Below are 25,308 nucleotides of genomic sequence, written 5' to 3'. Positions count from 1 at the left end.
TCTATGCTTCGTGCGTTCACAGACTCTTCGTACAGAGCAGGTTCTGCCGGATGAAGCTTCCTCGGGTCACCGCCGTCGTCGCGGCCGCGGTTCTCGCCCCTGCCGTCCTCTTCCCGTCCTCGGCCGTGGCCGCCGACGCTCCCCAGCCGGCCGGCGTCGTCGGGCCCGACACCGCCGAGGCCGACCGGCCCACCGGCGCCCCCGGGCCCGGGCCCGCCGAGACCGGCCGGCCGGTCGGCTCCGAGCCCGGGACGACCGCCCCCGAGGGCGGCGTGACCCAGGAGGAGCTCGACCGCGCCGAGATCGAGCGGATCCTCGCGGACAAGGACAGCGGAATATCCGTGCGGGAGGAGGCGCAGAAGGCCCTCGCCGTCGGAACGCCCGAGGCCCTGCGGCGCTACCTGGCGGAGGGCCTGGAGGTCGCCCGCTACATCGACGACCGGGTGAAGGTCTTCCAGGCCCTCGCCGTCGGCGGCCCGGCCGTGAAGCGGGCCGCGGTGGCCGCGGTGACCGCGCAAACCCACTCGGCCCTGATCGCCTTCCTCAAGGAGGGCTGGTTCACGGCCCAGGCCGAGGACGACCGCGACGAGATCGAACGTCTCCTGGCCGATCCGCAGACCAGCAGACGCCTGCGACTGGCCGCCCAGAAGGCCCTCGACGCCGGAACGACCACCGCGCTGCGGCACTTCGTCGAGGTCGAACTCGCCGACGTGCGTGCCGGTGACGACCGCGTCGAGGTCACCCAGATCCTCTCCAAGGGTGGTCCCGCCGTGCAGAAGGCCGCACGCGAGGCCCTCAACGGCAGCTACGCGGACCTCGTCAAGTTCCTCAAGGAGGGCCAGTTCGCCGCCCGCGCCGAGGACGACCACGCCGAGATCGAGCGGATCGTCGCCGACCCGCAGACCGGCCCGCACACCCGCAGCGCCGCCCAGAAGGCGCTCGACCGCGACGCCGCCGGCCTGCGCGGCTTCCTGGAGTCCGAGCTGGCGGCGGTGCGCATGAGCGACCACCGGGTGAGGGTCTCGCAGATCGCCGAGAGCGGCGGCCCCGCGGTCCGGCAGGCCGCCCTCGCGGCCCTGGAGGGCAGCGACCAGGCCGTCCTGGGCTTCCTGGAGTACGGCTGGGACGCGGCCCGCGCCAAGGACGAGGCCGCCGCGAAGGCCGGCGGCCAGCCCACCGCCCAGCCCACCACTCAGCCCACCGAGCAGGCGCCGGCCACCACCCCGGCACCGCAGGACACCGCCACCGCCCCGACCGGCCAGGCCGCCCCGACCGGCCAGGTCGTTCAGGCCGCGGTCGGCAGCACCGGCTCCGGCACCGGCACGCGCCACGCACCCACCACCCGCGCCACCACCACCGGTACCGTCGCCTCCCGCCCCGGGCAGCTCGCCGCCACCGGTGCCGAGGGCCTCGGTACGGAGGCCGGCGCCGCCGCCGCGGCCGTCGCCGCCGGTGCGGCGCTCGTGGTGGTCTCCCGCCGCCGTCGCCCCACCGAGGACTGACCCACCCGCGCATCCGCAGGCCCGGACACCCGAAGGCCGGCGCCCCGTCACCCCGGCCGCCTCCCGGCGGCCGGGGTGACACGCGCGTACGGGCCGCCCGGACCGCGCCCGGACCGCCAACGAGGGGTCAGGGGAGCATCAGGCCGCGACCGCCTCGACCACCGACAGCACGGTCGGCGTGGGGATCACCCGGGACAGTCGCAGTCCGGCCCGCGCGAAGAGCTCCGCGAAGTCGGCCTCGCTGCGCTCGCGGCCGGTCAGCGAGGCCATCATCATCAGGTCCAGATCCTTGGACTGGTGGGGCTCGTTGCCCGGGGGAACCACGGCGTCCAGCACCAGCACCCGGCCGCCCGGGCGCAGCGCACGCGCGCAGTGGCCGAGCAGGGTCACGCACGCGTCGTCGTCCCAGTCGTGCGTGATCCGCTTGAGCATCAGGACGTCACCGGCCGGCACGGCGGCGAAGAAGTCCCCTTCCTGGACCGTCCAGCGGCCCGTGATCTCCGGGTGCGCGCCCAGCCGGTTGCCGGCGAGGACGTGGGAGCGGTCGTAGAGGACGCCCTCCAGGCCCGGGCCGCGGCGCAGCACCTCCAGCAGCAGACCGCCGTGACCGCCGCCGATGTCCACCACCGTGCCGCTCGGCGGGAAGTCGGGGGCGGCCGCGATGGGCGCGTTCTCCTGGTCCGACATCGCCGCCATGCCGACGTGGAAGACGGCGGCGGTGCGCTCGTCCTTGGCGAAGTGGTCGAAGAACGGCATCCCGAAGATGTTCTCGAACGCCGTGGTGCCCTCGGTCAGACAGTGCGTCAGCTCCCCGGCGGGGCGCCACATGGTGCGGTCGGTGAGCATCTGGACGGCCGTCCGCACCGAGTACGGGACGTCGCCGCGCAGCGCCTGGCCGGCGTCGGTGAGGGTGAAGCGGCCCTGCTCGTCCTCGGACACCACCCCCCGGGTGGCGAGCAGCCGCAGCACCCGGTAGAGGTTGCGGGTGTCGGTGCCGGTCGCGGCGGCGAGTTCGCCGGGGGTGGCGGGGCCGTTCGCCAGGTGGTCGGCCACCCCGACATCGGCGGCGGCGCGCAGGGCCGCGGGGAACAGGAAGCCGAGGGCCTCGTCGACGAGGAACGCGGCGGACCGCCGCAGACCGTCCTCGCCGCCGCCGTCCCCGGTCCGTTCCGTCCCTGTGGTCCCCGCTGCCACCACGGTCTCGTCCTGGCTCATCCCGTCCTCCTCCTCGCGGCCGAATGTCCGCCCGGGAGACTGCCCACCGCCGGCGGCCCCGAAGCCGGGCGCACGGCGATCCCGTTCTTTCGAGTGCCGCGCGCCGCTGTCCCAGGTCCGTGGCGGCTACCGCGCCCGGGCGCCGGTGCCGCTCTCGGCGCGCGCATCGTGGCGATGACGTTCCACCCGCGCTCGTGGACGTGGAGGGCGGTGCGGCGGCCGTAGTCCGGAGGGTCGCCGTACGCCCCGCTCGCCCGCCTGCTGCGCCCGTACGCCCCCTGGGACGAGCTGACCTCCCACCCCGCGGGGCTTGTGACCTCGGCCAGTTTCGATGGTTCCGTCAGTTCATCGACGGGCCCTCGGGTCGGAGCGCGTCTACGGGCCCGCGGTCCCGGCCGTCCCCGGCGGATCGCCGGGTTCGAGCAGCCCCAGGGCGTCCAGCAGCAGCCGGCAGTCCTCGGTGTCCCGGGCGCGTGCCGCCACCGTCCTCCGCGCCCGCGTTCGCACCTCGGGCGGCCCCGGCTCGCCCGGCGGTGCGAACAGGTCGCCCATCGTCTGCAGTTCATGGTTGGACCGAGCCGTCGCCGCCACTGTCGCCTCCCGTCCGAACCGAGACCGGTCGTCCAGCGTACTGCGATCGCCGCCCGCCCGGGAAAGCCGATTCGGGCAGGCTCCGCCCCCGGCCCTCCGGCGGTGGGCGGCGGCCCGCCTCGACCTGGTCTGGAGCAGCGGTGACCGCCAGGGCCGCCTCCACATCGACGACCACGGCCGCACCTGGTCCCGCACCGAGCCCGATCTCTGACCCCGGCCGCCGGGAGCCGGCCCGGTCGGCCCTTCCCGGTGACACCGCCGCCGGGGCGTCAGCTGATGTGGACGTTGCCCTGGATACCTGTGACAACAGTGCCGTGGCCCGCGATGTGGAGGGCCACGGAGCCGCTGACCGCTCCCACTTCCTCCGGCGCCACCGGCGTTCCGCCCGTGCGGGCGAGCTCGTGGAACAGCTCCTCCGCACCGGAGGCGAGCGCCCGGTCGACGAGGTCCTGCCACGGTTTGACGGTACGGTCCGGTTCGCGCAGGCAGGCCGTCACCCAGGCCGCCAGCCGGGCGTCGAGCCGGCTCACGGGTTCGGCGACCTCCTCGGGCGGCAGTGTGCTCGACTCCAGAACGGTGCCCAGCCAGTACGCGAGATTGGCCCGGGTGACGACGGTCTCCGGATGGTTCGGCCCGAGGACCCGCGCCCGGTCCACCGCGATCCGCGTCAGCAGCCTCACCGCTCCCCGGGCATCGCCGCTCCGGCCGAGCCAGGAGGCCAGGTTGTTGCCGGAGGTCAGGGTGTCGGGGTGGTCCGCACCCAGGACGCGCAGCCGGGCCTCCCTGACGCGCTCCAGCAACTCGGCGGCGTCCCGGGAGGCACCGGCCTGGCCGAGCGAGGAGGCCAGGTTGTCGCCCGAGGTGAGGGTGTCGGGGTGCTCCGCGCCCAGGACCCGGGTCTGGTCGGCGACCAGGGCGCGCCAGAGCCGGGTGGCCGTCGGGGCGTCGTCGCTCCGGCCGATGGACCAGGCGAGGCGGCCACGGAGCAGCAGGGTCTCGGGGTGATCCGGTCCGAACAGCCGCTCGGCGAAGGCGAGGAGCTCCCGCAGCTCCGCGATGGCGCCGGCGGTGTCACCGCACTCCCCGCGCCACGTGGCCAGGCTGCGGCGGATCGAGACCGCCTCGGGGTGGTCGGCGCCGAAGATCTCCTGCGCCTCGGCCAGCAACGCTGTCAGGGCCTCCACGGCCTCCTCGGGGCGGCCGGACTGGCCGCGGCACCAGGCCAGGTCGTGCGCCGCGCGCAGGGAGTCCGAGTGGTACGGCCCGAGGACCCGTCGGGTGTCCGCCACCAGCCGCTCCAGTTCCGCCGCCGCTCCCACGAGGTCTCCGGCGGCGGTCCGCCACCGGGCCAGGAACGAGCGTGTGTCCAGGACGTCGGGGTGGTCCGGGCCGAGCCGTTCGGTGGCTTCGGCGACGAGCCCGCTCAGGTACCGGACGGCCTCCAGCGGCATGGTCGTACCGGTGCTCTCGGCCAGGCGCAGCATCACCGGGTGCATCCCGCCGGACCACAGCACCTGCGGCGAGTGCTCCAGCAGCGCCCGCGCGCAGTTCCGCAGACCCTGGGCTCGTGCCGGGTCGTGCCCGTCGGCGGCCCAGGCCTGGGCCAGGGCATCCGCTGCCGCCAGGGCCACTTCGCCCAGTCCGGGCTCCGGAAGGTGTTCGAGCGTCAGCCGCTGGGTCAGCCGGTGCACCCGCACCAGTCCACGGTCGTGTTCGAAGGAGACCAGCCCGAGACGGTGCAGGCAGCTCAGCGCGGCACGGGCCTCGTGCGGTGCGCGGCGGCGATGGCCCGCTGCGGTGTTGTCCAGAACCGTCCGGGCCTTCAGGTAGTCGAGGGCGGCGTCGCTGAGGAAGACGTCGAGCGGGACACCGCTGGGGGAGAGCATCGAGGCGAGTTCCAGCACGGGCCGGGCCAGGCCCAGCGGTCGCATCCGGTCGGCTCGTGCCACGGACAGCGCCCAGCTCGCCGACAGCGTGGTGTGCTGGGCGTCCGGCAGCCCGGAGGGGTCCGGGAGGACGTCCTGGAGACGCAGCTGCCGATCCGTCAGGAGGCGCAGGTAGGCCGAGCTGTCGAGATGGACGTCGGCCATGTAGGTGGCGGCCTGTGCGAGTGCCAGCGGAAGGTGGCCGAGGCTCTCGGCCAGTTCGGCCAGCGGCCCGGGCTCGTCGTACAGGCCGGCGGCGGCGAGTTTGCTGCCCAGGTAGCCGACGGACGCCGCCGGGGAGAACGTCCCCAGGTCGAGCGTCCGTCCCACGCCGATCAGCGCCGAGTCCCTCCGCCGGGTGGTCACCACGACCTTGCCGCCGGCGTGCCCGGGCGGCAGGAGATCGCCGATGTCCGACGGTTCGAGAACGTCGTCCAGCACCACCAGCCACCGGAAGTCCGCGATGGCGAGGTGGTTGAGGAAGATCCGGGCCGCCGTCGGGACGTCGTCGGCCGTCGCCAGGTGCAGCTCCGCGGCGGCCTGGGCGTAGCCGGTGAGCACCGACTCCCGGCTGCTGGCGGACACCCAGACGAGCAGGTCGATCCGGCCCCCTGACAGGGTCTGCGTCGCGTGCAGGGCGGCGAGTTGGGTCTTCCCGACGCCCCCGATCCCGGTGACCACCACGGCCCCGCCGTCGGCCGCGCCGAGCACCGACAGTTCGTGATCGCGCTCCACCAGGCTGTCCGCCCGCCGCGGCACCGGCCCGACCTGGAGCGGCCACGAGGGCCGGACCGCGCGAACCGGGGGGAAGACCCTCCGCCGGGCACGGCGGAGCAGCGTCACCGTGACGAAGCCGTCCGCCTCCACCACCTGCGGCGGGGCGGCGCCGACGGCGTCACAGTCGGCGACCGCCGTGGGGATCCCGCTGCCCTCGCCCTCCACCAGCCGGTTCCAGGTGAGCAGGCGGGCGAGCTGGAAGTTCCGTTTGACGGACTGCCCCTCCAGGGCGGTCAGCTCCCGCGGATCCGAGTCCGCGAGCACGCCGCCGGGCCAGGTGCCGGGGCTGCTGACCTCCAGCCGGTCGGTGAACAGCCGCACGTGCACGCACGCGTCGACGCGTGCGTAGTCGCGGTGCACCAGCGCGTTCGCGATGATCTCCCGCACCGCGATCATCGGCAGTTCGTAGACGGGGACCGACCGGGCGCTCTCGGCGCTGGGCCGTTCGCCGCGGTGCACCCGGCCGGCGACGAAGTCGCGTGCCCCGGCGATGAGTTCCGTCACCGGTCCCTCGAAGGTCACGGGGTGCCGGGCGGCGGAGCGGTCGGTGCCGAAGTACTCGACGCACTTCACCATCGACCGGACGGAACCGGCGGCCGGGTACCGGGTGAACATCAGCACACCCGTGTGGGTCAGCACCTCGCCGGTCCAGACCCCGGTGCGCTTCAGGAACTCCGCGGCGGTGAGCGTGGCCGGATGGTCGGCGAGGACGTCCTCGTGCAGGTCCGCCCGGAAGGCGCGCACCACGTCGTGGTCGAACTCGGCCGTGGGGCTGGGTTCGTCGAGGAACTGCCCGGCCGCGCCCCGGTCGCCCGCCCGGGCGGCCGGGCGGGCAGGTGGCGGGGGCGGCGGGCAGGGGAAGTGGTGTTGCAGCGCCGCGAGCAGATCGGCCATCGCCTTGACGGGATCGTCGCAGTACCGGGCCGTCACCGTGCCGATGGCCAGCTGGTCGACGTAGGCCTCGGCGTCCATCTGGACCACGAACACCCGCGACGAGGCCCTTGCCCGGGCCGCGCCGACCAGCTTGTGCGCCCAGTCGCTGCCGACGGCCCTCAGGGTCGCGCACAGGACGACGGGGGCGTTCCGGTCGAGGGCCTGCACGGCCGCCGCGTAGACGGAGTCGCCGACCGGCACGGTCCCGTTGTGGGAGACCGGGTAGCCGGCCTCGCGGAGCTTCCCGGCCACCAGTTCGGCGTGCTCGCTCTCGTCCAGGGCCGCGACGATGAAGACCTCCTGGCAGCTCATCGCAGTGCGCGATCCAGTGCCTCGACTCCCTCGTTCCAGTCGGCCACCAGGTCCGCGTACTTGATGTCCGCCAGGATCGAGGGGAGTTCACCCCCGGTCAGCCGGGCGGGCAGCAGCTTCACGTCGGCACCGTTCAGCTGGCGGGCGAGCGCGGACAGCCACTCCCGGCTCATCCAGGGGGCGTGTACGCCCGAATCCGACAGGCACAGCACGAGGAAGCGGTAGCCGGCGAGCCCCTCGTCGATCTTCTGCACGATCGAGTCGCCGATCCCGATCTCCCAGAGGTCGAGCCACACCCGGTGCCCGCGCGCCCGGAGTTCGTCGGCGAGCTCCTCGGCCTTCTTGTCGTCGTTGCCCCGATGGCTGATGAACACGTCCGCCATGTGCCGCTGCCCCCTTGGGTCGAATCCCGTCGGAAGTCTACGGAAACCGCCCCGCGGTGGGCAGCGGTTCGGCGGGTTCGGCGGCCGTCCTGCGGTATCCGGTACGGACCACCGCCGGCCGGCGGAGCCCGTCGTCCGCCTGTCCGGTGACATCGGACGTTCACCTCCCGCTCGTTGACCCTGTTCGAGCGGCCCTGTTGTAATCATGTTGGCGATAGGGAACGAGGTTCTGTAGTACCGAACAATTGGAACCTCGCAGCCCCGGATACCGCCGAGAGCGCGGCGTCGAACGACAGCGGGCGCCAGCACCCCCCCGAACAGGCAGAGGTGATCGGCTGTGAAGAAGTTGGGCAGGATCAGCATCAGCGCCGCCGTCGTGGCGGCCGTGGCCGTCGCGGCGGCCACCCCCGCGCAGGCCGCGACGTGGACGCGGACCGCGCAGTACTACCGGTGGACCGGGTTCAACGCCCTGGAGCGCGGCCAGGGCGTGGCGACCGACGGCACGTACTTCTACTACGCCGGTCCCGGCGGGATGGTGAAGGCGACCATCTCCAACGACAGCGAGGTCGCCTCCTCGGCGTTCCCGATCCCGTCGTCGCTCAGCTCCCCGTTCAAGAGCGACCACATCGGCGACCTGGAGTACTACGGCGGCTATGTGATCGCCCCGTTGGAGGACGGCAAGAACAACTACCAGCACCCGCTGCTGGCGCTCTACAACGCGAGCGACCTCAGCTACACCGGCCGCTACGTGCAGCTGCCGCTCGACAAGATGCCCGGCGGGGTGCCGTGGGTGGCCGTGGACGGGGCCGCCGGCCTGGTCTACACCGCGCCGTGGACGCAGAACGCCGCCAACGGCACCAACACCCTGATCGCCTACAGCCTGGCCGACCTGCTCACCCTGCCGGCCGGCAGCACCCTCCCGGTGCAGCGGACCATCACCCTGTCCCAGCCGCTGAGTCGGATCCAGGGCGCGGCCGTCTGGCAGAACAAGCTCTACGCCTCGGTCGACGACAGCGGCAAGTCCGTCTTCTCGATCGACCCGAACACCGGTCAGGTCTCCTACGAGTTCCACCAGGACGCGGAGCCGGGCGACGAGGTGCAGGGCATCGCGGCCTGGGACCTCGGCCCCTCCGGTGGCCAGCTGCACATCGTGCACGTCGGTTCGGGCTGGAAGTCGATCTTCCTCTACCTCCAGCACTACACCAGGACCAGTTGACCGGTCCGGGTCCGGTCGCTCCGAGCGGCCGCCCGGATTTCATCGGCAGGTCATCGGCGCGCCGCCGCGACGACCGGGTGGCGCGCCACCATGTTCAGGAAAGCAGATCGATGTTCGGAATGGCAGAACATCTCGGAACATCGCAGAGCACTCTGCGGATCGTGAGGGGTGGGCGGGAATGCCCGACGTGGTACTGGAGCGGATCTCGAAGACCTACCAGGGCGCCAGGGGAGTCCGGCACCAGGCGCTGACCGCGATCGACTTCACCGTGCCGAGCGGCGAGTTCGCCGCCCTGCTGGGCCCGAGCGGCTGCGGCAAGTCCACCACACTGCGGATCGTGGCCGGCCTGGAACGCGCCGACGAGGGCGAGCTGAGGATCGGCGGACGCTCCGTCAACCGGGTTCCCGCCGCCGACCGCGGGCTGGCGATGGTCTTCCAGAACTACGCGCTCTTCCCGCACCTCTCCGTCGCCGAGAACATCCTGTTCGGCCTCAAGTCCCGCCGGGTCCCCAGGGCCGAGCGGAACGCCCGACTGGCGGAGGCGGCCCGCCAGCTGCGGCTGACGGAGCAGCTCAACCGCCGCCCGGCCCAGCTCTCCGGCGGCCAGCGCCAGCGGGTCGCCCTCGGCCGGGCCCTGGTCAGCGGGGCCGAGCTCGTCCTGATGGACGAGCCGCTGTCCAACCTGGACGCCCGGCTGCGCGCCGACATGCGCACCGAGCTGCGTGAACTCCAGCAGCGGCTCGGGCTGACCGTCCTGTACGTGACCCACGACCAGGTCGAGGCGATGACGATGGCCGACCGGGTGATCGTCATGCGGGAGGGCGGCATCGACCAGATCGCCGCCCCCGAGGAGCTGTACGCCCGCCCGGCCTCCGTGCGGGTCGCCTCCTTCATCGGCTCCCCGCCGATGAACCTGCTCGACGTCCGCCGGGACGGCGCCTGGCTGGCCCTCGATGAGGGCGAGGGCAAGGGTGGGAGCGAGGGGGGCGACGCGGTCCGGATCGAGGCGTCCGCCCTGCTCAAGGGCCTGCCGGACGAGCTGCCCGAGGAACTCGTGCTCGGCGTCCGCCCCGAGGACCTCGTGCCGGGCCCGGGCGAACTGACCCTGCCGGCCGTCCGGATGCGGGACGAACTGCTGGGCGCCGACCGGCTGATCGCCTTCCGGGTCGGCACCCGGACCGTCCAGGTGAGGGTCCGCGCCGACGAGCACCGCCCCGGCGGCGACCGGCTCGGCGTCCGGTACTCCGCCTGCCACCTCTTCGACCGCCGCACCGGTGTCCGCCTCGACGCCCGCCGCCTCGTCGGCGCCGTGAGCTGAACCCCGTGCTCAGCGGTCCAAAGCTCCACCAACGCACCGAGAAGCACCAAGCACCAAGCACCAAGCGCCAAGCACCGAAGCACAGACCCGTCAGGAGATCTCCGTGGCCCTCTCTCCCCGCACCCGAGCGCTCGCCGCAGCGACGCTCGCGCTGACCGCGATCGCCGGCTGCTCCTCGGCCTCGGGCGATTCGGGCGGTGACGGCGCGAAGGACGGCGCCGTCAGCATCGACTTCTACTACCCCGACCAGGTCGGCACCCTCAGCACCCTGATCGACGGCTACCTCAAGGACTTCGCCAAGGAGCACCCCGAGATCAAGGTCAAGGGCGTCTACTCCGGCGACTACGACCAGACGCTGGCGGCCGTCAACACCGCGATCGACGCCAAGAAGGCGCCCGCGCTGGCGATCATGGACCAGTCCTTCATGCACGACCTGGTCGAGCGCAAGGCCGTGACGGCCTGGAACCCGTTCCTGACCACCGACGCCGACAAGCAGTGGAAGGACTCCTTCTACCCGCAGTTCATGTCCAACTCGGTCGGCGCCGACGGCCAGGTCTGGGGCATCCCCTTCGCCCGCTCCACGATCGTCCAGTACTGGAACAAGGACTACTTCAAGAAGGCCGGGCTCGACCCCGAGAAGCCGCCGGCCACCTGGGACGAGCTGATCGCCGACGCCAAGACCGTGCAGAGCGGCGCGGGCGCCAAGTGGGGCCTGTTCATCCCGACCTCCACCGGGACGGCGTACTGGCTCTACCAGGCACTCGTCCAGCAGGCCGGCGGCGACGGCGCGATCAGCGACCGGGCCGGTACCAAGGTCACCGTCAACTCGCCGCAGAACGTCAAGGCCCTGGAGTCCTGGGCCTCGCTCGGCGCCCAGAAGATCGCCCCGACCACCGAGGTCGCCTGGGGCACCTCCACCGACGACTTCCTGGCCGGCACCACCGGAATCCTCTGGACGACCTCCGGCCGGATCGGCTCGATCCAGGAGAAGGCGGGCTTCGACTGGGGCGTCTCGGCGCTCCCGGCGGGCGCCGGCAAGGGCGCGCCCACCGGCGGCGGCAGCCTGATGCTCTTCGACGCGGGCGTCTCCAAGAAGCAGAAGGAGGCCGCCGTCACGCTGGCGAAGTTCCTCACCACCCCGGAGCGGGCCGCGGACGTCTCCGCCAAGTCCGGCTACATCGCCACCTCCGCCGCCGCCTGGAACACCGAGGCGATGCGCGGCTACCTCGCCCAGCACCCGCAGGCGAAGGCCCCGCATGACGCCGTCGCCGACGCCATCCCGGAGATGGCCACGGTCGACCGCGACCGGGTGGTCTACCAGACGCTCGCCCCCGCGCTGCAGTCCGTGCTGCTCAAGGGCGCCGACCCGCGCCAGGCGCTGGACAAGGCCCAGTCGGACATCGACGCGATCCTGAAGACCCACCGGTGAGGTCCCGCACCTCGCCGCGCAGGGTCCCGGACCAGGTGTTCGCGTACGCGCTGCTGGTGCCCGCGTTCACCTTCCTCGCCCTGTTCACGGTGAAGCCGCTCGTCTCGACGGTCGTCAGCAGCCTGTACGACCGCCGGGACGAGGGGCCCACCCTGGACAACTACCGCTTCCTGGCGGAGGACGAGGTCTTCCGCAAGGCCCTGGTGAACAACCTGCTGTTCTCGGCGCTGACCGTCCCGGTCTCCCTCGTGCTCGCGATGCTGCTCGCCGTCCTGCTGCAACGCGCCCTGCGGGGCAAGGCGCTGCTGCGGGCCGGCGTGTTCGCCCCGGCGATCCTGCCGGTGGTCGCGATCGCCGTGATCTGGCTGTACTTCTACCAGCCCAACATCGGGGTGATCAACGAACTGCTCGCCCGGTTCGGGGTGACCGGGCCGGACTGGCTCGGTGACACCGCCCTGGTGCTGCCCTCGCTGATGGTGATGATGGTCTGGAAGGAGGCCGGCTTCTTCATGATCTTCTACCTGGCCGGCCTCCAGGCCATCGACCCCGAACTGGATGAGGCCTCCCAGCTGGAGGGCACCGGACGGTTCGCCCACTTCCGCCGGGTGACCTTCCCGCTGCTGATGCCGACCACCCTGTTCGCCGCGATCGTGGCGCTCGCCGACAGCATCAAGATGGTCGACTTCGTCTTCGTGATGACCCAGGGCGGGCCGGACAACGCCAGCAACCTCCTCCTCTACTACCTCTACCGGGTGACCTTCTCCCAGCACTGGCCGCAGTACGGCGCCGCCGTCGCGCTGCTGGTGATCGGTGTCCTGGTCGCCCTGGCCGTCCTGCAGATCCGTCTGCTGGACCGCCGGATCCACTACCGCTAGGAGCCCCCGTGGACCGCATCGTCAGCTGGCCCGACCGGGTCGAGACGGCGCTCGCGTGGCTGGCCGGCCTGCTCTGGACGGCCCCGCTGCTCTACGTCTTCGTCCGCGCCTTCGAGTCGGGGACCGCCGACCTCTCCTCGGCCTGGCGGGCCGCGCCGTTCGGCCGCTACTACCTGAACACCGCGCTGCTGGTCACCGGGATCACCGCCGCCCAGCTCCTGGTGGGCGTGCTCGCCGCCTACGCGTTCGCCCGGTTCGCGTTCCCGCTGCGGGGGCCGCTGTTCGGCTTCGTGCTGATCCAGCTCATGATCTTCCCCGAGGTCCTGATGTCGGAGAACTACCGGACGATCGCCGCCCTCGGGCTGCTCGACACCCTCCCCGGGGTCGGACTGCCCTATGTGGCCAGCGCGTTCTGCGTGTTCTTCCTGCGGCAGGCCTTCCTCGGGGTGCCGGACGAGCTGGTGGAGGCGGCCCGGATCGAGGGGGTCTCACGGATCGGAATCCTGTGGAAGGTGTTCGTGCCGGCGGCCCGGCCGAGCATCGTCGCGTACGCGCTGGTCTCGATCTCGACGCAGTGGAACAACTTCCTCTGGCCGCTGATCGTCGCCGTGTCGGACGAGACCCGTCCGGTGACGGTCGGCCTGGTCCGCTTCCTTGCCCCGGAGACGGGCATCGACGTGCCCAGGATGGCGGCCGGGACGGTGATCGTCGCGGCGCCGCTGCTCGCGCTCTTCCTGATCGGGCAGCGGCAGTTCATCAACAGCTTCCTGCGCTCGGGGATCAAGTAGTGGCCCCGGGCCCCGCACCCGGAGCCCGGCCGTGCTCCGGACCCGGACCCGGACCCGGACCCGGACCCGGACCCGGATCCGGAGCCAGACCCGGCCGGTGCTCAGAGGGCCCGGTAACCGCCGAGCGTGCGGGTGATCCGGTCGGCGGCCTCGGTCAGCACCCCGCCGAGCTCGGTGATCTGCCGCACCGACTGGTCCCCCTTGAGCCCGGTGACGGACAGCGCGCCGAGGACCGTCCCGGTGTGGTCGAAGACGGGCGCGGCGACGCACAGCACGCCGTCGGAGTCCTCCTCGTCGTCCACGCCGTAGCCGCGCCCCCGGGTGAGGTCGAGCTCGGCCCGCAGCTCGGCCGCCGAGGTGATCGTCTTGCGGGTGCGCGGAGGCAGGCCCGTCTCCTCGGCGATCCGCTCGGTCACCGCGGCCGGCAGCAGGGAGAGGATCACCTTGCCGGCGGCGGAGGTGTGCGGCAGTTCACGCACCCCGAGCGGGGTGTGGAAGCGGACGGTGCCCGCGGCGTCGACCCGGGCGATGAACATCGGGTAGCCGTCGTCGTTGATCGCGGCGCGCGCCGTCATCCCGGTCTGCCGGCTGAGCTCGTTCAGCACCGGCTTGACCACGTCCGCCAGCGGGTGCGTGGCCGACGCCCGGTCGCCGAGCCGCACCAGGGCCATGCCGAGCCGGTAGCGCGGGCCGGGCTGCACGTCGCGCAGGTAGCCGGCGTCGACCATGGTGCGGGCCAGCGAGTAGGCGGTGGACTTGGAGGTGCCGAGACCGCGGGTGAGCTCGGTCAGGGTGACGCCCTCGGCCGGTCCCTCGGCGACCAGGTCCACCAGGCGCAGCGCCCGGACCACGCTGCCCACCGCGTAGCTGCGCTTCTCGCCGCTCTCCGTGCCGTCCGCCATCGCCGTCCCCGTTCTGTGCTGTCCTGTGGAACCTGATTCTTCCCTGCCAAACATTCTAGGAGGGCCTGTGGACCTGCTGACCCTGGCGACCGAACTCGCACGCGAGGGTGCCGCGTTCGTCCGGCGCCGCACGGGCGGGGCCCGTGTGGTCGCGACCAAGTCCTCGGAGCTGGACGTGGTGACCGCCGTCGACCGCGGGGCCGAGACGCTGATCCGCGACGCGCTGGCCGCCGCGCGGCCGCTCGACGGCTTCCTCGGCGAGGAGAGCGGCCACCGGCCCGGGAGCAGCGGACTGACCTGGATCGTCGACCCGCTCGACGGCACGGTCAACTTCCTGTACGGGGCCGCCCCGTGCGCGGTGAGCGTGGCGGTGGTGAGCGGCCCGCCGGATCGGTGGACGCCCGGGGCGGGCGGGTGGACGGCCGAGGCCGGCGCGGTGGTGACCCTCCCCGGCGGGGAGGTGTTCGCCGCCGCCCGGGGGAGGGGCGCGACCCTGGACGGCCGGCCGCTGCGGGCGAGCGGCGAATCGGCGCTGTCGCGGGGGCTGGTCTCCACCGGCCTGGCGTACGACCGCGCGGCCCGCGCCGGGCAGCTCGCCGTGCTCGCCGAACTCGCCCCGGTGGTACGGGACATCCGGATGAGCGGTTCGGCCTGCGCGGACCTGTGCGCGGTCGCGGCGGGGCGGCTCGACGGCTACTACGAGCGCGGACTCGGGCCGTGGGACCACGCGGCGGGCGCGCTGATCGCCCGGGAGGCCGGCGCCGTCGTGGCGGGACCGGGCGGCGGTCCGCCGGACGGGGAGCTGGTGCTGGCCGCCGCTCCGGGCATCGCCGCCGCGCTGCGCCGGGTGGTCGGGTGAGCCGGGCACGCCGGGCCGGCCCGGCGCCACGGCCGGGTCCGGTGTCACGACGGGGTCCGGCGTTACGGCAGGGTCAGCTGCACCTTCCCCCGGGGCCCGGCGCAGCCGCGCAGGACGGCCAGCGCCCGGTGGGCCTCGGCGAGCGGGAAGCGGTGGGTGATCACGAAGCCCGGTGCCACCTCGCCGGCGTTCAGCAGCCGCACCGTCTCCCGCCAGGCCTCCGAGGTGTAGGCGAAGCTGCCGAGCACGGTGAGGTCGCCGTTGACCGTGTCGTCGATCGGCAGGGCGGCGGTGCGGCCGGTCCCGGCCAGCCCGAGCAGCAGGATCCGTCCGCCGCGCCCGGCCGCGCCGAACGCCGTTCGCACCGCCTCCGGCGCGCCGGCCGCCTCGACCACGAGGTCGTAGCCGCCGCCCGCCTCCCGGGCGTCCAGGGTGAACCGGTCCGCTCCGGCCGCCACCGCGAGGCCGGCCTGCTCCGGTCGCCGGCCGAGCACGGTGACCTCGGCGGGCGACCGGAGCCGCAGCAGATGGGCGGCCAGCAGGCCGATCGTGCCGTCGCCGACGACCAGCGCACGCCCTCCCGGTTCGGGCGCGGCCCGGCGCAGACCGCGCAGCACCACGGCCATCGGCTCGACCAGGGCCGCCTCGGCGAGGTCCACGCCGGGCGCCAGCCGGTGCACCAGCCGGGCGGGGACGGCCAGTTGGTCGGCCGCGGCGCCGGGGCGGGTGAAGCCGATCTCGTCGTACGTCGCGCACAGGTTGGTCGCCCCGCGCCCGCAGGCGGCGCAGGCGCCGCAGGGGACGACTCCCTCGCCGACCACCGCGGTCCCGTCCGCCAGTACGCCGGACCACTCGTGGCCGAGCACCAGTGGGTAGCGGACGTAGGCGGGGTCGACGGCGCCGTCGATCAGCTCCAGGTCGGTGCCGCAGAGCCCGACCGCGCGCGGGCGGACCAGCAGTTCGCCGGCTCCCGGCGTGGGGGCGGGCTGTTCGGCGAGGGCGACGGAGCGGGGGCGGTCGACGCGGAGGGCTCGCACGGTCGGTCTCCTCTGTTCTGTCCTACCGAACGATGGTCTTTCATTCGGCACATAATGCTTGACGATCAGTGAGCCGTGGTGCTTGGCTCTCGATCGCTTCATGAAACCAAGTTCTGTGACGCAGAACAGGGCACAGAAGATGACCTTGACGTGAAAGGAAGCGCATGAGGAGTACCGACATCGTCGCCGGACTCGGACTGAGTGCCGAACCCGTGCCGCCGCCCAGCGAACTCCGCTTCCCCGACGGCGCCCACTACCGGGTGGAGATCCCCAGCGTGGAGGGCCCGGACGTCCTGCGGGCCACCCTCGCCGCGGCCGACGCCCTCGGCGTCACTGTCAACCGCGTCTCGCAGGGCAGCGGCGCGATGCTGCTCACCCGGGCCGAACTCGCCGAGCTGGCCCGGATCGGCGCCGACCGGGGCCTGGAGGTCTCCCTGTTCGTCGGCCCGCGCGAGGGCTACGACACCGGCAACCACTCCCGCTCGGGCGACGGCGCCGCGCTCGCCGGCCAGCTGCGCGGCACCCGCCAGCTGCGCCACGCCGTCGAGGACGTGCTGCGCGCCGTCGAGCAGGGCATCCGCGGCTTCCTGGTCTCCGACCTCGGACTGCTGGAGGTGCTCAACGGCCTCCAGAGGACCGGGGAGATCCCGGCGTCGGTGGTCTGGAAGGCCTCCGTGCTGATCGCGCCGTCCAACCCCGTGGCCATCCGCCAGCTCGCCCGGCTCGGCGCCCACACCGTCAACGTTCCCTGCGACATCACCCTCGGCCAGCTGGCCGAACTGCGCGCGGCGACCACCCTGCCGATCGACCTCTACGTCGAGTCCCCCGACTGGCTCGCCGGGGTGGTGCGCGGGCACGAGGCCGCCGAACTGGTGCCGGTGGGGGCGCCGCTGTACGTCAAGTTCGGGCTGCGCAACGCCCGCAACCTCTACCCGGCCGGCGAGCACCTGGCGGCCGACGCCGCCGCCATCGCGGCGGCCAAGGTCCACCGGGCCGCCGTCGCCCGGGAGTGGATCGACCGCTCGGGCCTGCCCCTCGTCCAGTCCTCGCCCGGCGCCGAGGGTCTGGGGGTGCCCGAGCCGTGAGTGAGCACGAACGAACGGGCGCGGACCCGTGCACGCCGAGGAGCCGGGAGTGGTTCGCGGGCGAGGACGAGGTCGCCGTCCTGCACCGCGTCGCGATGCGCTCGACAGGCGTCGCGATGGACGCCGACGACCACCGCCCGGTGATCGGCATCGCCGACTCCGCGAGCGACCTCAACCCCTGCAACCTGCCGCTGGCCGGGCTGGTCGACGCCGTGCGCCGGGGCATCACCGCCGCGGGCGGCATCGCGGTGCGCTTCCCCGTCATGTCGCTGGGCGAGGACCTGATGAAGCCCAGCGCGATGCTCTACCGCAACCTCCTCGCCATGGAGGTCGAGGAAACCCTGCGGGCGAACCCGCTCGACGGCGTCGTCCTGCTCGCCAACTGCGACAAGACCGTCCCCGGCGCCCTGATGGGCGCCGCCAGCGCCGACCTGCCGGCCGTGCTGGTCACCGGCGGCGCCCGCCCGGCGGCCGTGTACCGCGGCCGCCGGCTCGGCACCGGCACCGACCTGTGGCGGCTCTGGGAGGACCACCGCGCCGGGCGGCTCGACGACGCCGGCTGGGCGGAGGTGGAACGCTGCCTCTCCTGCGGCCTGGGTGCCTGCAACACCATGGGTACCGCCTCCACGATGGCGGTCCTCGCCGAGACGCTCGGCATGGCCCTGCCCGGCTCGGCGACCGTTCCGGCCGGCGACCCGGCCGCCGCCGTCCTGGCCGAACGGGCCGGCCGCCGGGCCGTCGAACTCGTCCGCGAGGGCCTGACCCCGTCGGCGGTCCTCACCCCGGCGGCGTTCCGCAACGCCATCGCGATGCTGAACGCCGTCGGCGGCTCCACCAACGCGATCATCCACCTGGCGGCGATCGCCGGACGGCTGGCCCTGGACCTCGCGCCGGAGGACTTCGTCCGCCCGGACGTGCCGGTGCTCGCCGACGTCGAGCCGTCCGGGGCCGGCCTCGTCCAGGACCTGCACGCGGCCGGCGGCGTCCCGGCCCTGGTCCGTGAACTCGGCCCGCTGCTCGACCAGGACGCGCCGACCGTGGCCGGCACCTCCCTCGGCGCGGCCGCCGCCGACGCGCCCCGGCCCTCCGGGGCCCTGCGGCCGCTCACCGATCCGCTGCGTCGCGGCGGCGCCTTCGCGGTCGTCCGGGGCTCCCTGGCCCCGGACGGCGCGGTGATCAAGGTCTCGGCCGCCGGACCCGAACTGCTCGTCCACCGCGGCCCGGCGCTGGTCTTCACCTCCTACCAGGACATGCGGGCGCGGATCGACGACCCCGACCTCGACGTCACCGCCGCGACGGTGCTGGTGCTCACGGGCTGCGGGCCGGTCGGCGTGCCCGGCATGCCCGAGTGGGGCATGGTCCCGGTCCCCGCCAAACTGGCGGCGCAGGGCGTGCGCGACATGGTCCGGGTCACCGACGGGCGGATGAGCGGCACCGGCTTCGGCACCGTCTTCCTGCACGCCGCCCCCGAGTCCGCCGTCGGCGGGCCGCTGGGCCTCGTCCGCACCGGCGACACCGTCGTGGTGGACGTCCCGGCCGGGCGGCTCGACCTGGACGTTCCGGCGCGGGAACTGGCCCGCCGCCGCGCCGCCTGGTCGCCGCCGCCCTCCCCGCACCTGCGCGGCTGGCCCGCCCTGTACCGGCGGCACGTCACCCAGGCCCCGCAGGGCTGCGACCTGGACTTCCTGCGGGCGCCCACCGAGCGGCACCTCGGGATGGTGCCGCCCGTGATCGGCCGCTCATGAGCCGCCCCCTTCGACCCTGCACAGAGGGAGGACGCACCGTGCGCGTCATGGCCTACAACATCCTGGACGGCGGGCAGCGGCGCACCGAGGCGCTGCTCTCGGTGATCCGTGAGCAGCGCCCCGACGTGCTCGGCCTGTGCGAGTGCGCGGGCTTCGACACGGACGGGACGTTCGGGTACTTCGCCCGGGCCCTCGGCCTGACCGGCGTCCTCAACCGGGCCCCCAGCGGCAACCACGTGGCGCTGCTGCACCGGCCCGGACTGGAGGTGGTGCGGAGCGGCACCCAGTCGGCCGGGATGTACAACGGCATGGTGGAGGTGGTGCTGCGCACGGGCCTCGGCGAGGTCGCCTTCGTGATGACCCATCTCCACCCGTTCTCACCGGTCTTCCGGCTGGCGGAGGCGGAGGCCGTCGCCGGCGCCGCGTCGTTCACCCCGCACTCGGTGGTGATGGGCGACCTGAACAGTCTCTCCGCGGCCGAACTCCCCGGCACGCACGAGGCGCTGGCCAGGACGTTCCGGCTGCGGACCACCACCGCGGACGGCCGGGTGGACACCGGGCCCGCCGATCTGCTGGCCGCCCGGGGCTGGACGGACCTCGAATCCGGCGCTCCGCGGCCGACCTATCCCAGCCGCCTGCCGGGCGCCGAGGAGGTCCCCGGCGGCTCCGCCCGGCTGGACTACCTGCTCGCCACACCCGAACTCGCCGCCCGGTGCCGGGAGTTCACCGTGGTCGACGACGAGCGCGCGCAGCTGGCCTCGGACCACCTGCCGGTCGTCGCGGAGTTCGACCTCGGCTGAGCCGCCGCACCGCCGCACCGCCGAGCCGTCGCACCGCCGGCCGGGGCCGGGGTCGCGTACCGGGGCGCACCCGGCGTCACAGCACGGTGAGCACGTCCTGGTGCAGCTCGTCGAGGACGAAGCCGTTGTCCCACCGGACCCGTACCGTCACCCGCCGGCCCCGCCCCCGGTACGCGGCCCACTGCGGCTCCAGCTCGGCGACCTCCGCCTCCAGCCGTTCGCGGCTCGCCACCGGCATGGTGTGCCCGTAGTCGTCGAGCAGCGCCTTCAGCCGCTGGTACTCGCGGACCTCGTGGCTCGCAGGGAGCTCCCCGTGAACCCGCTCGACGGTGCCTTCGATCCCGGCTCCCAGCGCGAGGAACCCGACGACGGCCGCCGGCTCCCCGGCGAGCGCCTCACCGATCCCGAGGTCCTCGGCGAGCCTGACGCGGCGGCCTTCCTCCAGGGTCATCCGTTCACTGCCTCTCCGTCGATCATCACCGGACGTCACCGTACCCGGCTCCCGGCGACGGGTCGCACCCGACGGGCGGCACGCGACCGGCGGGGCACTGCTCGCCGCGATCGATGAGCGGGGCTTGTCGATCGATGAGTTCATCGATCTTGTTCGGCCCTTCCGCCGGCTGATGGGCTGATCACATGACGAACCCGGAAGATCTCGTTCCACCGGCCGGTCCGGCCACCACCCCGCAGCGCTGGACGCCGGTGCTCGCCGTCGCCTCGCCACCTTCACCGTGGCACGACGGCCAGATCCACCTCGCCCCGGGCGAGCTGCGAGAACGGGTCCGCCCAGGGCAGCTCGACCGGCCGCGTGGTGCCCTCCGGCAGACCCGCGATCACCCGGGCGACCGGCTCGTAGACCGCGCACTGCAAGCCCAGCCGCAGCGGCCGGGCCGTCGCCGCCCGGGCGCGCGGTGTCGTAGCCCGACCGGAGCCGTTCGAAGGCGGGCGCCAGCTCCTGCAGCGGCAGTTCGGGCAGGATCGGGACGGGCGTCGGTGGTTCCACCGCGCCGGCCTACGCCGGTCCGCCGGTCCGCCGGTTGGCGGTCCGCCGGCCTCCGGTCACTCTCCCCAGGGGCAGGAGGCCGCGGCCCGCTCCAGCTCGGTCACCCCGTCGGCCCGGCGCTCCCGCAGCAGTTCGCCGCCGAGGGAGTACCGCACCGAGGCGGCGTCCGACCGGGCGGCCCGCTCCGCGATCGCGTCGACGAGGGCGCGGACCATGGACAGCCGCGGATGGGCGGCGTGGATCCGCTTCTCCCAGGGGGCGAAGATCGCGGCATTGCGCCCGAAGTCGGCGCCCACACCCTCGCGGGTGAGGTGGCACAGCAGGCCGCGGCGTTCGGCGATGCCGGCGGAGGTGTGTAGGGCGATCGCCTCCCAGACCCGGTCGACGTCCGCCTCGGGAACGTCGTGCCGGCGCAGCAGCTCCGCCGCCAGGTCCGCGCCCTCCACCTCGAAGCGGGCCGCGCCCGGCGCCAGGTCGCCCGTGCCCAGATCGTGCAGCACGGTGGCGGCGAACAGCAGTTCACGGTCGTACGCCGCGTCCTCCAGGCACCCCTCGTGGGCGGCGAGGATCTCGGCGAAGAGGAAGCTGCGCACGCTGTGATTGGCCACCGGGGGAGTCTCGGAGGCCCGCACGGTGGCGAGCACCGCTTCGGCCAGGGGGCCGGTCGGCAGGTCGAGTGAGAAGTCCATGGGTGCAGGCTATGAACCCGCGGCCGACCCCCGACAGTGGCACGTGGGACGGGTCTCGCTAGGATCGTGCCATGTCGGCCACAGCAGGGCACCGGGTCGCGGTGCTGGCGCTACCGGGGGTGCTCCCGCTCGACCTGGGCATACCGGCGCAGGTCTTCGGCAGTGACCCGCACTACCGGGTCACCGTCTGCGCGGACCCGGAGGCCGGGCCGGTCAGCAGCGGCGGGTTCACCGTCACCGCACCCGCGGGGCTGGAGGCGCTGCGGGACGCGGACACCGTCGTCGTCCCCGGCTACACGGAGCCGCAGGTCCAGCCGCCCGCCACCGTGCTGTCGGCGATCCGTTCGGCGCACGCCCGCGGAGCGCGGCTGGTGTCGATCTGCACCGGGGCGTTCACGCTGGCCGCCGCCGGGCTGCTGGACGGTCGGCCCGCGACGACCCACTGGCGGGACGCCGCCGAGCTGCAACGCCGTTACCCCCGGATCGACGTCCGTCCGAACCGGCTCTTCGTCGACGACGGCGACATCCTCACCTCGGCGGGCGTGACCGCCGGCATCGACCTGTGCCTGCACGTCATCCGCCGCGACCACGGCGCCGCCGCCGCCAACGACCGCGCCCGGGCACTCGTCGCCCCGCCGCAACGGCCCGGCGACCAGGCGCAGTTCATCGAGCGCTTCCGGCCCGCCGACCGTGGCGACGAACTCGCCCCGGTCCGCGCCTGGATGCTCGACAACCTCGCCTCGCGCCACAGCGTGGACGAGCTGGCCCGCCGCGCGCACATGTCCCGGCGCACCTTCATCCGGCGCTTCCAGCAGGAGACGGGCACCTCGCCGATGGCCTGGCTGACCGCCGCCCGCATCGACTGGGCCCGGGAACTCCTGGAGACGACCGCGGGCCCGGTCGAACAGGTCGCCCGGCTCAGTGGCCTGGGCAGCCCGGCCGCCTTCCGCGCGGCCTTCCACCGCCATGTCGGCACGTCCCCGGCGGAGTACCGGACCACCTTCCGCCGCTGACGCCGCCGCCCCGTTCCTCCCGTCGGTGTCGATCCTCGGCCATGATCGGAACGGCCGGTACTCGACTGTCCGTGGCGGTCACCTGACCCCTAGCCTCACTGGTCTGAACCAGTCGGACGAAGGGACCCCAATCATGAACCGTCTCAGACGAGTTGGCTCGATCCTCGGTGCCGCCGCGGCGGCGCTGACCCTGTGCGCAGGACCTGCGGCCGCGGTCGGGCAGCCCGCGGCACCCGCGGCGTCCGGCAGCACCCTCGCGGCGAACCCGGCGGCGAGCGTGTCGGCCGGCACGTTCGCCCGGACCTTCACGCTCGTGAGCAACAGCCCCGACGCCGCCGGCAAGTGCTTGGACGTCTGGGACTGGGGCAACGGGCCGTGGATCCAGATGTGGGGCTGTCACGGCGGCAGCAACCAGTCCTGGAACGTCTCGTTCAACAGCGTCAGCAACGGCTACCAGATCCAGAGCAACGCCAGCGGCAAGTGCATCGACGGCTGGCGCGGCCGGGGGCAGCAGGTCGTCCAGCTCCCGTGCGACAACAGCAAGACGCAGACCTGGATCCTGTCCACGACGGGTGGCCCCTGGCACCTCATCAACGCCCAGTTCCCCGGCTCCTACCCCCTGCCCATGGTCACCGGCCAGTGCCTGGACATCTACGACTGGGGTCGCGGCGACGCGGTCCAGCTCTGGGACTGCGCGAGCCGGGGCAACCAGGAGTGGTGGTACAACTGATCCACCCCGGCCCCGAACACGGCTGCGCCGCGGTCCGTCCCCTCGACGGACCGCGGCGCGGCGGTTTCAGCGGGCGTCAGCGCCTGCCGGTCACACGGCCTGCCAGAGCGCCGGGACGTTCGGCGGCTCCCAGCCGACGTAGGCGGTGTGGCCCTGGAGGCAGCGGTAGCTGACCCCGTTGTAGGTCACGATGTCGCCGGCCTTGTAGGTGGTGCCGGCGGCCCAGGTGCCACCGCCGGGGTTGGGCGTGCCGTCACCGACCGTCAGGTTGAACTGACTGGTGTGGACGGTGGCGCCGGCGGTGCCGGTGACGGTGATCTGGTAGGTGCCGGCCGTGGCGCTCGACGAGGCCGACAGCGTCAGGGTGGCGGAGCCACCGGACTGGACCGACGACGGGCTGAAGGCCGCCGTGACGCCGGCCGGGAGGCCGGAGGCGGTCAGGGCGACGGTCTGCGCGCTGCCCGAGGTGACGGCGGTGTTGACGGTCGCCGTGGTCGAGGCGCCGGGCTTGACCGAGGCGGACGACGGGTTCAGCGCGAGCGAGAAGTCGTCGCCGCCGTTGTTGGTGCAGGTCGGGTCGCCGGTCTGGGCGGGGACGCTGACGGCGTCCCAGGCGGCCTTGGCGCGGTTGAACAGGTTGCAGGTGGAGTCGAGCTGCTTGGCGGCGGTCAGGGTGGTGGTGCGGTAGCGCTTGAGGGTCATGCCGCTGGTCTTGAGCAGCATGCCGCCGTAGAAGATCCGGCCGGCGTCCTTGATGCCGACGCCGGTGACGGTGGAGTTGTTGCAGGTGGGGCTGGTGGGCTTGCCGCCGCCGGGGTTCGAGCCCTCGGAGATCAGGTAGAACCAGTGGTTCAGCGGGCCGGCGGCCGCGTGCACCTCGGTGTTGGGGATCGAGGAGGAGTAGCAGTTGGGGTTGTTGCTGACGAGCGAGGGGTTGTACATGTTGCGGATCGGGCCGCTGCCGACGAGGTTGATCATCTCGCCGACGAGGTAGTCCGGGCTGTCGTACGGGGCGGACTGGTTGGCGTAGGCCTCGGTCAGTGCGCCGAAGATGTCGCCGGTGCCCTCGCCCAGGCCGGCCTCGTTGTTGGCGCCGCCGGGGGTGAACTGGTCGATGCCGTGGCCGAACTCGTGGCCGACGACGTCGATCGAGGAGATCCACTCGTTGGCGTTGCTGTGGCCGATGGAGATGGACGAGCCGTCCCAGTAGGCGTTGACGTCGTTGAGGCCGACCTTGATCGGCCAGCTGCCGCCGTTGCCGTTGTGCCCGTTGCGACCGAGCCAGTCGCGGAGCATGTCCCATTCCTTCTGGGCCGCGAACATGGCGTCGCCGCAGCCGGTCTCCTTGCTGGTGGGGCTGCCGGTGCCCCAGGAGTCGGAGGACTTGGTGAAGACCTGGCCGGTGGCGTTGTCGGCGCAGCTCAGGCCGGGGCGGCTGGGGTCGCGCAGCGAGTAGGAGCTGCCGGAGCCCGTGGTGCTGATGGTGGGGTTCGGGCCGTTCCACTTGGAGTTGAGCGTGCCGGCGCGCGCGTCGTCGTAGCTGTCGATGACCTCGCCCGAGGTGGCGTCGACGAAGACGTGCAGGGTGCTCGGGGCGATGCCGTTGCTTCCGGTGAGCACGGTCTCCCAGGCGAGCCGGCCGCTGTCGCCGTCCTTGACACGCACGACGAGGCGGCGCGACTCGACGGAGTCGACCCGGGCCAGCTTGGTGCGGGCGGTCTTCTCGGCCTTCTGGGCGCTGATCCTGGCGCTGGTGGCGCCACCGATCCGGCCGGTGGAGGCGGACTGGGCGCCGCGGACCTTGCCCTGGCCGTCGGCGAGGACGACCGCGTCGCCGCCGACGACGGGCAGGCCCTTGTAGGTGCGCTCGTAGGAGACCGAGTAGAGGCCGCCGACCCAGGGGGTGACGGTCTGCCGCTCATAGGTCTCGTCCGGGCCCTTGGCCAGGGCGTCCAGGCCCGCCGAGGCCGCCAGGTCGGCGGCGTTGACGGCGGCGGCCAGGGCGCTGGGCGGCGCGGGGGTGGCCGCGGCGGTGGCCGGGCCCGCGGTGGCGGCTATCGTGCCGGCCAGCACGGTCAGGGTGGTCGCGGCGGTCAGCAACCGGCCCGCGGTGGCACTGCGTTTCATCGAGGCTCCTAGCACGTGGGGGTCCTCGACCGCGGAAGGCATGGCTGATGGCGC

21 protein-coding genes and 2 pseudogenes are annotated in these 25,308 nt (G+C 73.4%); 12 read left to right on the top strand and 11 right to left on the bottom strand.

Features of this window, described 5'->3' with window-relative positions; genetic code table 11:
* The first annotated feature begins 50 nt into the window (after positions 1–50).
* The gene (locus ACFVVU_RS08070) at positions 51–1,502 is read left to right on the top strand and encodes an ALF repeat-containing protein (RefSeq protein WP_387788745.1); all 1,452 of its coding nucleotides are present in this window, start codon (positions 51–53) and stop codon (positions 1,500–1,502) included.
* Between the two features lie 138 nt (positions 1,503–1,640).
* On the opposite strand, the gene ACFVVU_RS08065 is transcribed toward ACFVVU_RS08070, so the two are convergent.
* The 4 genes from ACFVVU_RS08065 to ACFVVU_RS08050 form a co-directional block, all read right to left on the bottom strand.
* Positions 1,641–2,717 (bottom strand): methyltransferase, encoded by a 1,077-nt coding sequence (locus ACFVVU_RS08065; protein WP_380682626.1) that lies wholly within the window; start codon positions 2,715–2,717, stop codon positions 1,641–1,643.
* A 375-nt stretch (positions 2,718–3,092) separates the two neighbouring features.
* Positions 3,093–3,269, bottom strand: coding sequence for a hypothetical protein (locus ACFVVU_RS08060; protein ID WP_380682625.1), 177 nt, complete (start codon positions 3,267–3,269; stop codon positions 3,093–3,095).
* A 308-nt stretch (positions 3,270–3,577) separates the two neighbouring features.
* Complete coding sequence (locus tag ACFVVU_RS08055) at positions 3,578–7,255, bottom strand: tetratricopeptide repeat protein (protein WP_387788744.1); 3,678 nt, start codon at positions 7,253–7,255, stop codon at positions 3,578–3,580.
* Entirely contained in the window at positions 7,252–7,638 is a 387-nt protein-coding gene (locus ACFVVU_RS08050; RefSeq protein WP_380682623.1) for a toll/interleukin-1 receptor domain-containing protein, read from the bottom strand. Before ACFVVU_RS08050 ends, ACFVVU_RS08055 begins: the two co-directional genes overlap by 4 nt.
* A 337-nt stretch (positions 7,639–7,975) precedes the next feature.
* On the opposite strand from ACFVVU_RS08050, the gene ACFVVU_RS08045 reads away from it, so the two are divergent.
* From ACFVVU_RS08045 to ACFVVU_RS08025, 5 genes are all read left to right on the top strand, one after another.
* Positions 7,976–8,854 (top strand): hypothetical protein, encoded by an 879-nt coding sequence (locus ACFVVU_RS08045; RefSeq protein WP_387788743.1) that lies wholly within the window; start codon positions 7,976–7,978, stop codon positions 8,852–8,854.
* A 178-nt stretch (positions 8,855–9,032) separates the two neighbouring features.
* Positions 9,033–10,172, top strand: a complete 1,140-nt coding sequence (locus ACFVVU_RS08040) for an ABC transporter ATP-binding protein (RefSeq protein WP_387788742.1) — start codon at positions 9,033–9,035, stop codon at positions 10,170–10,172.
* A gap of 103 nt (positions 10,173–10,275) precedes the next feature.
* On the top strand, positions 10,276–11,601 hold the full coding sequence (locus ACFVVU_RS08035; protein ID WP_387788741.1) for an ABC transporter substrate-binding protein: 1,326 nt from the start codon (positions 10,276–10,278) through the stop codon (positions 11,599–11,601).
* On the top strand, positions 11,598–12,476 hold the full coding sequence (locus ACFVVU_RS08030) for a carbohydrate ABC transporter permease (protein ID WP_387788740.1): 879 nt from the start codon (positions 11,598–11,600) through the stop codon (positions 12,474–12,476). Before ACFVVU_RS08035 ends, ACFVVU_RS08030 begins: the two co-directional genes overlap by 4 nt.
* A gap of 8 nt (positions 12,477–12,484) precedes the next feature.
* A complete protein-coding gene (locus tag ACFVVU_RS08025) occupies positions 12,485–13,264 on the top strand; it encodes a carbohydrate ABC transporter permease (RefSeq protein WP_380682618.1) in 780 nt (259 codons plus the stop codon).
* A 101-nt stretch (positions 13,265–13,365) separates the two neighbouring features.
* Here ACFVVU_RS08025 and ACFVVU_RS08020 read toward each other — a convergent pair whose 3' ends face one another.
* Entirely contained in the window at positions 13,366–14,166 is an 801-nt protein-coding gene (locus ACFVVU_RS08020; protein WP_387788739.1) for an IclR family transcriptional regulator, read from the bottom strand.
* A 67-nt stretch (positions 14,167–14,233) separates the two neighbouring features.
* On the opposite strand from ACFVVU_RS08020, the gene ACFVVU_RS08015 reads away from it, so the two are divergent.
* Positions 14,234–15,025, top strand: coding sequence for an inositol monophosphatase family protein (locus ACFVVU_RS08015; protein ID WP_387788738.1), 792 nt, complete (start codon positions 14,234–14,236; stop codon positions 15,023–15,025).
* Positions 15,026–15,087: 62 nt separating this feature from the next.
* On the opposite strand, the gene ACFVVU_RS08010 is transcribed toward ACFVVU_RS08015, so the two are convergent.
* Positions 15,088–16,062 (bottom strand): zinc-binding dehydrogenase, encoded by a 975-nt coding sequence (locus ACFVVU_RS08010; RefSeq protein WP_387788737.1) that lies wholly within the window; start codon positions 16,060–16,062, stop codon positions 15,088–15,090.
* Positions 16,063–16,226: 164 nt separating this feature from the next.
* On the opposite strand from ACFVVU_RS08010, the gene ACFVVU_RS08005 reads away from it, so the two are divergent.
* Genes ACFVVU_RS08005 through ACFVVU_RS07995 form a run of 3 tightly spaced genes read left to right on the top strand, consistent with a single transcriptional unit; the run spans position 16,227 to position 19,692 of the window.
* Complete coding sequence (locus ACFVVU_RS08005) at positions 16,227–17,147, top strand: hypothetical protein (protein WP_380682614.1); 921 nt, start codon at positions 16,227–16,229, stop codon at positions 17,145–17,147.
* The gene (locus ACFVVU_RS08000) at positions 17,144–18,892 is read left to right on the top strand and encodes a dihydroxy-acid dehydratase (RefSeq protein WP_387788736.1); all 1,749 of its coding nucleotides are present in this window, start codon (positions 17,144–17,146) and stop codon (positions 18,890–18,892) included. Before ACFVVU_RS08005 ends, ACFVVU_RS08000 begins: the two co-directional genes overlap by 4 nt.
* 47 nt (positions 18,893–18,939) lie before the next feature.
* Positions 18,940–19,692: an endonuclease/exonuclease/phosphatase family protein gene (locus ACFVVU_RS07995; protein ID WP_387788735.1), complete on the top strand. Its 753-nt coding sequence runs from the start codon at positions 18,940–18,942 to the stop codon at positions 19,690–19,692.
* Positions 19,693–19,768: 76 nt separating this feature from the next.
* Here the strand turns inward: ACFVVU_RS07995 and ACFVVU_RS07990 are convergent, their stop codons facing one another.
* From ACFVVU_RS07990 to ACFVVU_RS07980, 3 genes are all read right to left on the bottom strand, one after another.
* Complete coding sequence (locus tag ACFVVU_RS07990; RefSeq protein ID WP_387788734.1) at positions 19,769–20,143, bottom strand: hypothetical protein; 375 nt, start codon at positions 20,141–20,143, stop codon at positions 19,769–19,771.
* Positions 20,144–20,418: 275 nt separating this feature from the next.
* Positions 20,419–20,562, bottom strand: coding sequence for a hypothetical protein (locus ACFVVU_RS07985; RefSeq protein ID WP_387788733.1), 144 nt, complete (start codon positions 20,560–20,562; stop codon positions 20,419–20,421).
* A gap of 189 nt (positions 20,563–20,751) precedes the next feature.
* Complete coding sequence (locus ACFVVU_RS07980) at positions 20,752–21,384, bottom strand: HD domain-containing protein (protein ID WP_387788732.1); 633 nt, start codon at positions 21,382–21,384, stop codon at positions 20,752–20,754.
* A gap of 71 nt (positions 21,385–21,455) precedes the next feature.
* Between ACFVVU_RS07980 and ACFVVU_RS07975 the strand changes: the two genes are divergently transcribed.
* Entirely contained in the window at positions 21,456–22,397 is a 942-nt protein-coding gene (locus tag ACFVVU_RS07975; protein ID WP_387788731.1) for a GlxA family transcriptional regulator, read from the top strand.
* A 133-nt stretch (positions 22,398–22,530) separates the two neighbouring features.
* The gene (locus ACFVVU_RS07970) at positions 22,531–23,127 is read left to right on the top strand and encodes an RICIN domain-containing protein (RefSeq protein WP_387788730.1); all 597 of its coding nucleotides are present in this window, start codon (positions 22,531–22,533) and stop codon (positions 23,125–23,127) included.
* A gap of 90 nt (positions 23,128–23,217) precedes the next feature.
* Here the strand turns inward: ACFVVU_RS07970 and ACFVVU_RS07965 are convergent.
* Both ACFVVU_RS07965 and ACFVVU_RS07960 read right to left on the bottom strand, forming a co-directional pair.
* Positions 23,218–23,343 (bottom strand): annotated as a pseudogene (locus tag ACFVVU_RS07965) (carbohydrate-binding protein); the annotation flags it as partial.
* A 15-nt stretch (positions 23,344–23,358) separates the two neighbouring features.
* Positions 23,359–25,254: pseudogene (locus ACFVVU_RS07960) on the bottom strand (M4 family metallopeptidase); the annotation flags it as partial.
* Positions 25,255–25,308 lie beyond the last annotated feature (54 nt).

Origin of the sequence: Kitasatospora sp. NPDC057965, assembly GCF_042887135.1 — a bacterium.
Lineage (GTDB): Bacteria > Actinomycetota > Actinomycetes > Streptomycetales > Streptomycetaceae > Kitasatospora.
The sequence above is the reverse complement of the archived record's forward strand: the minus strand, read 5'-3'. Positions and strand labels throughout refer to the sequence as shown.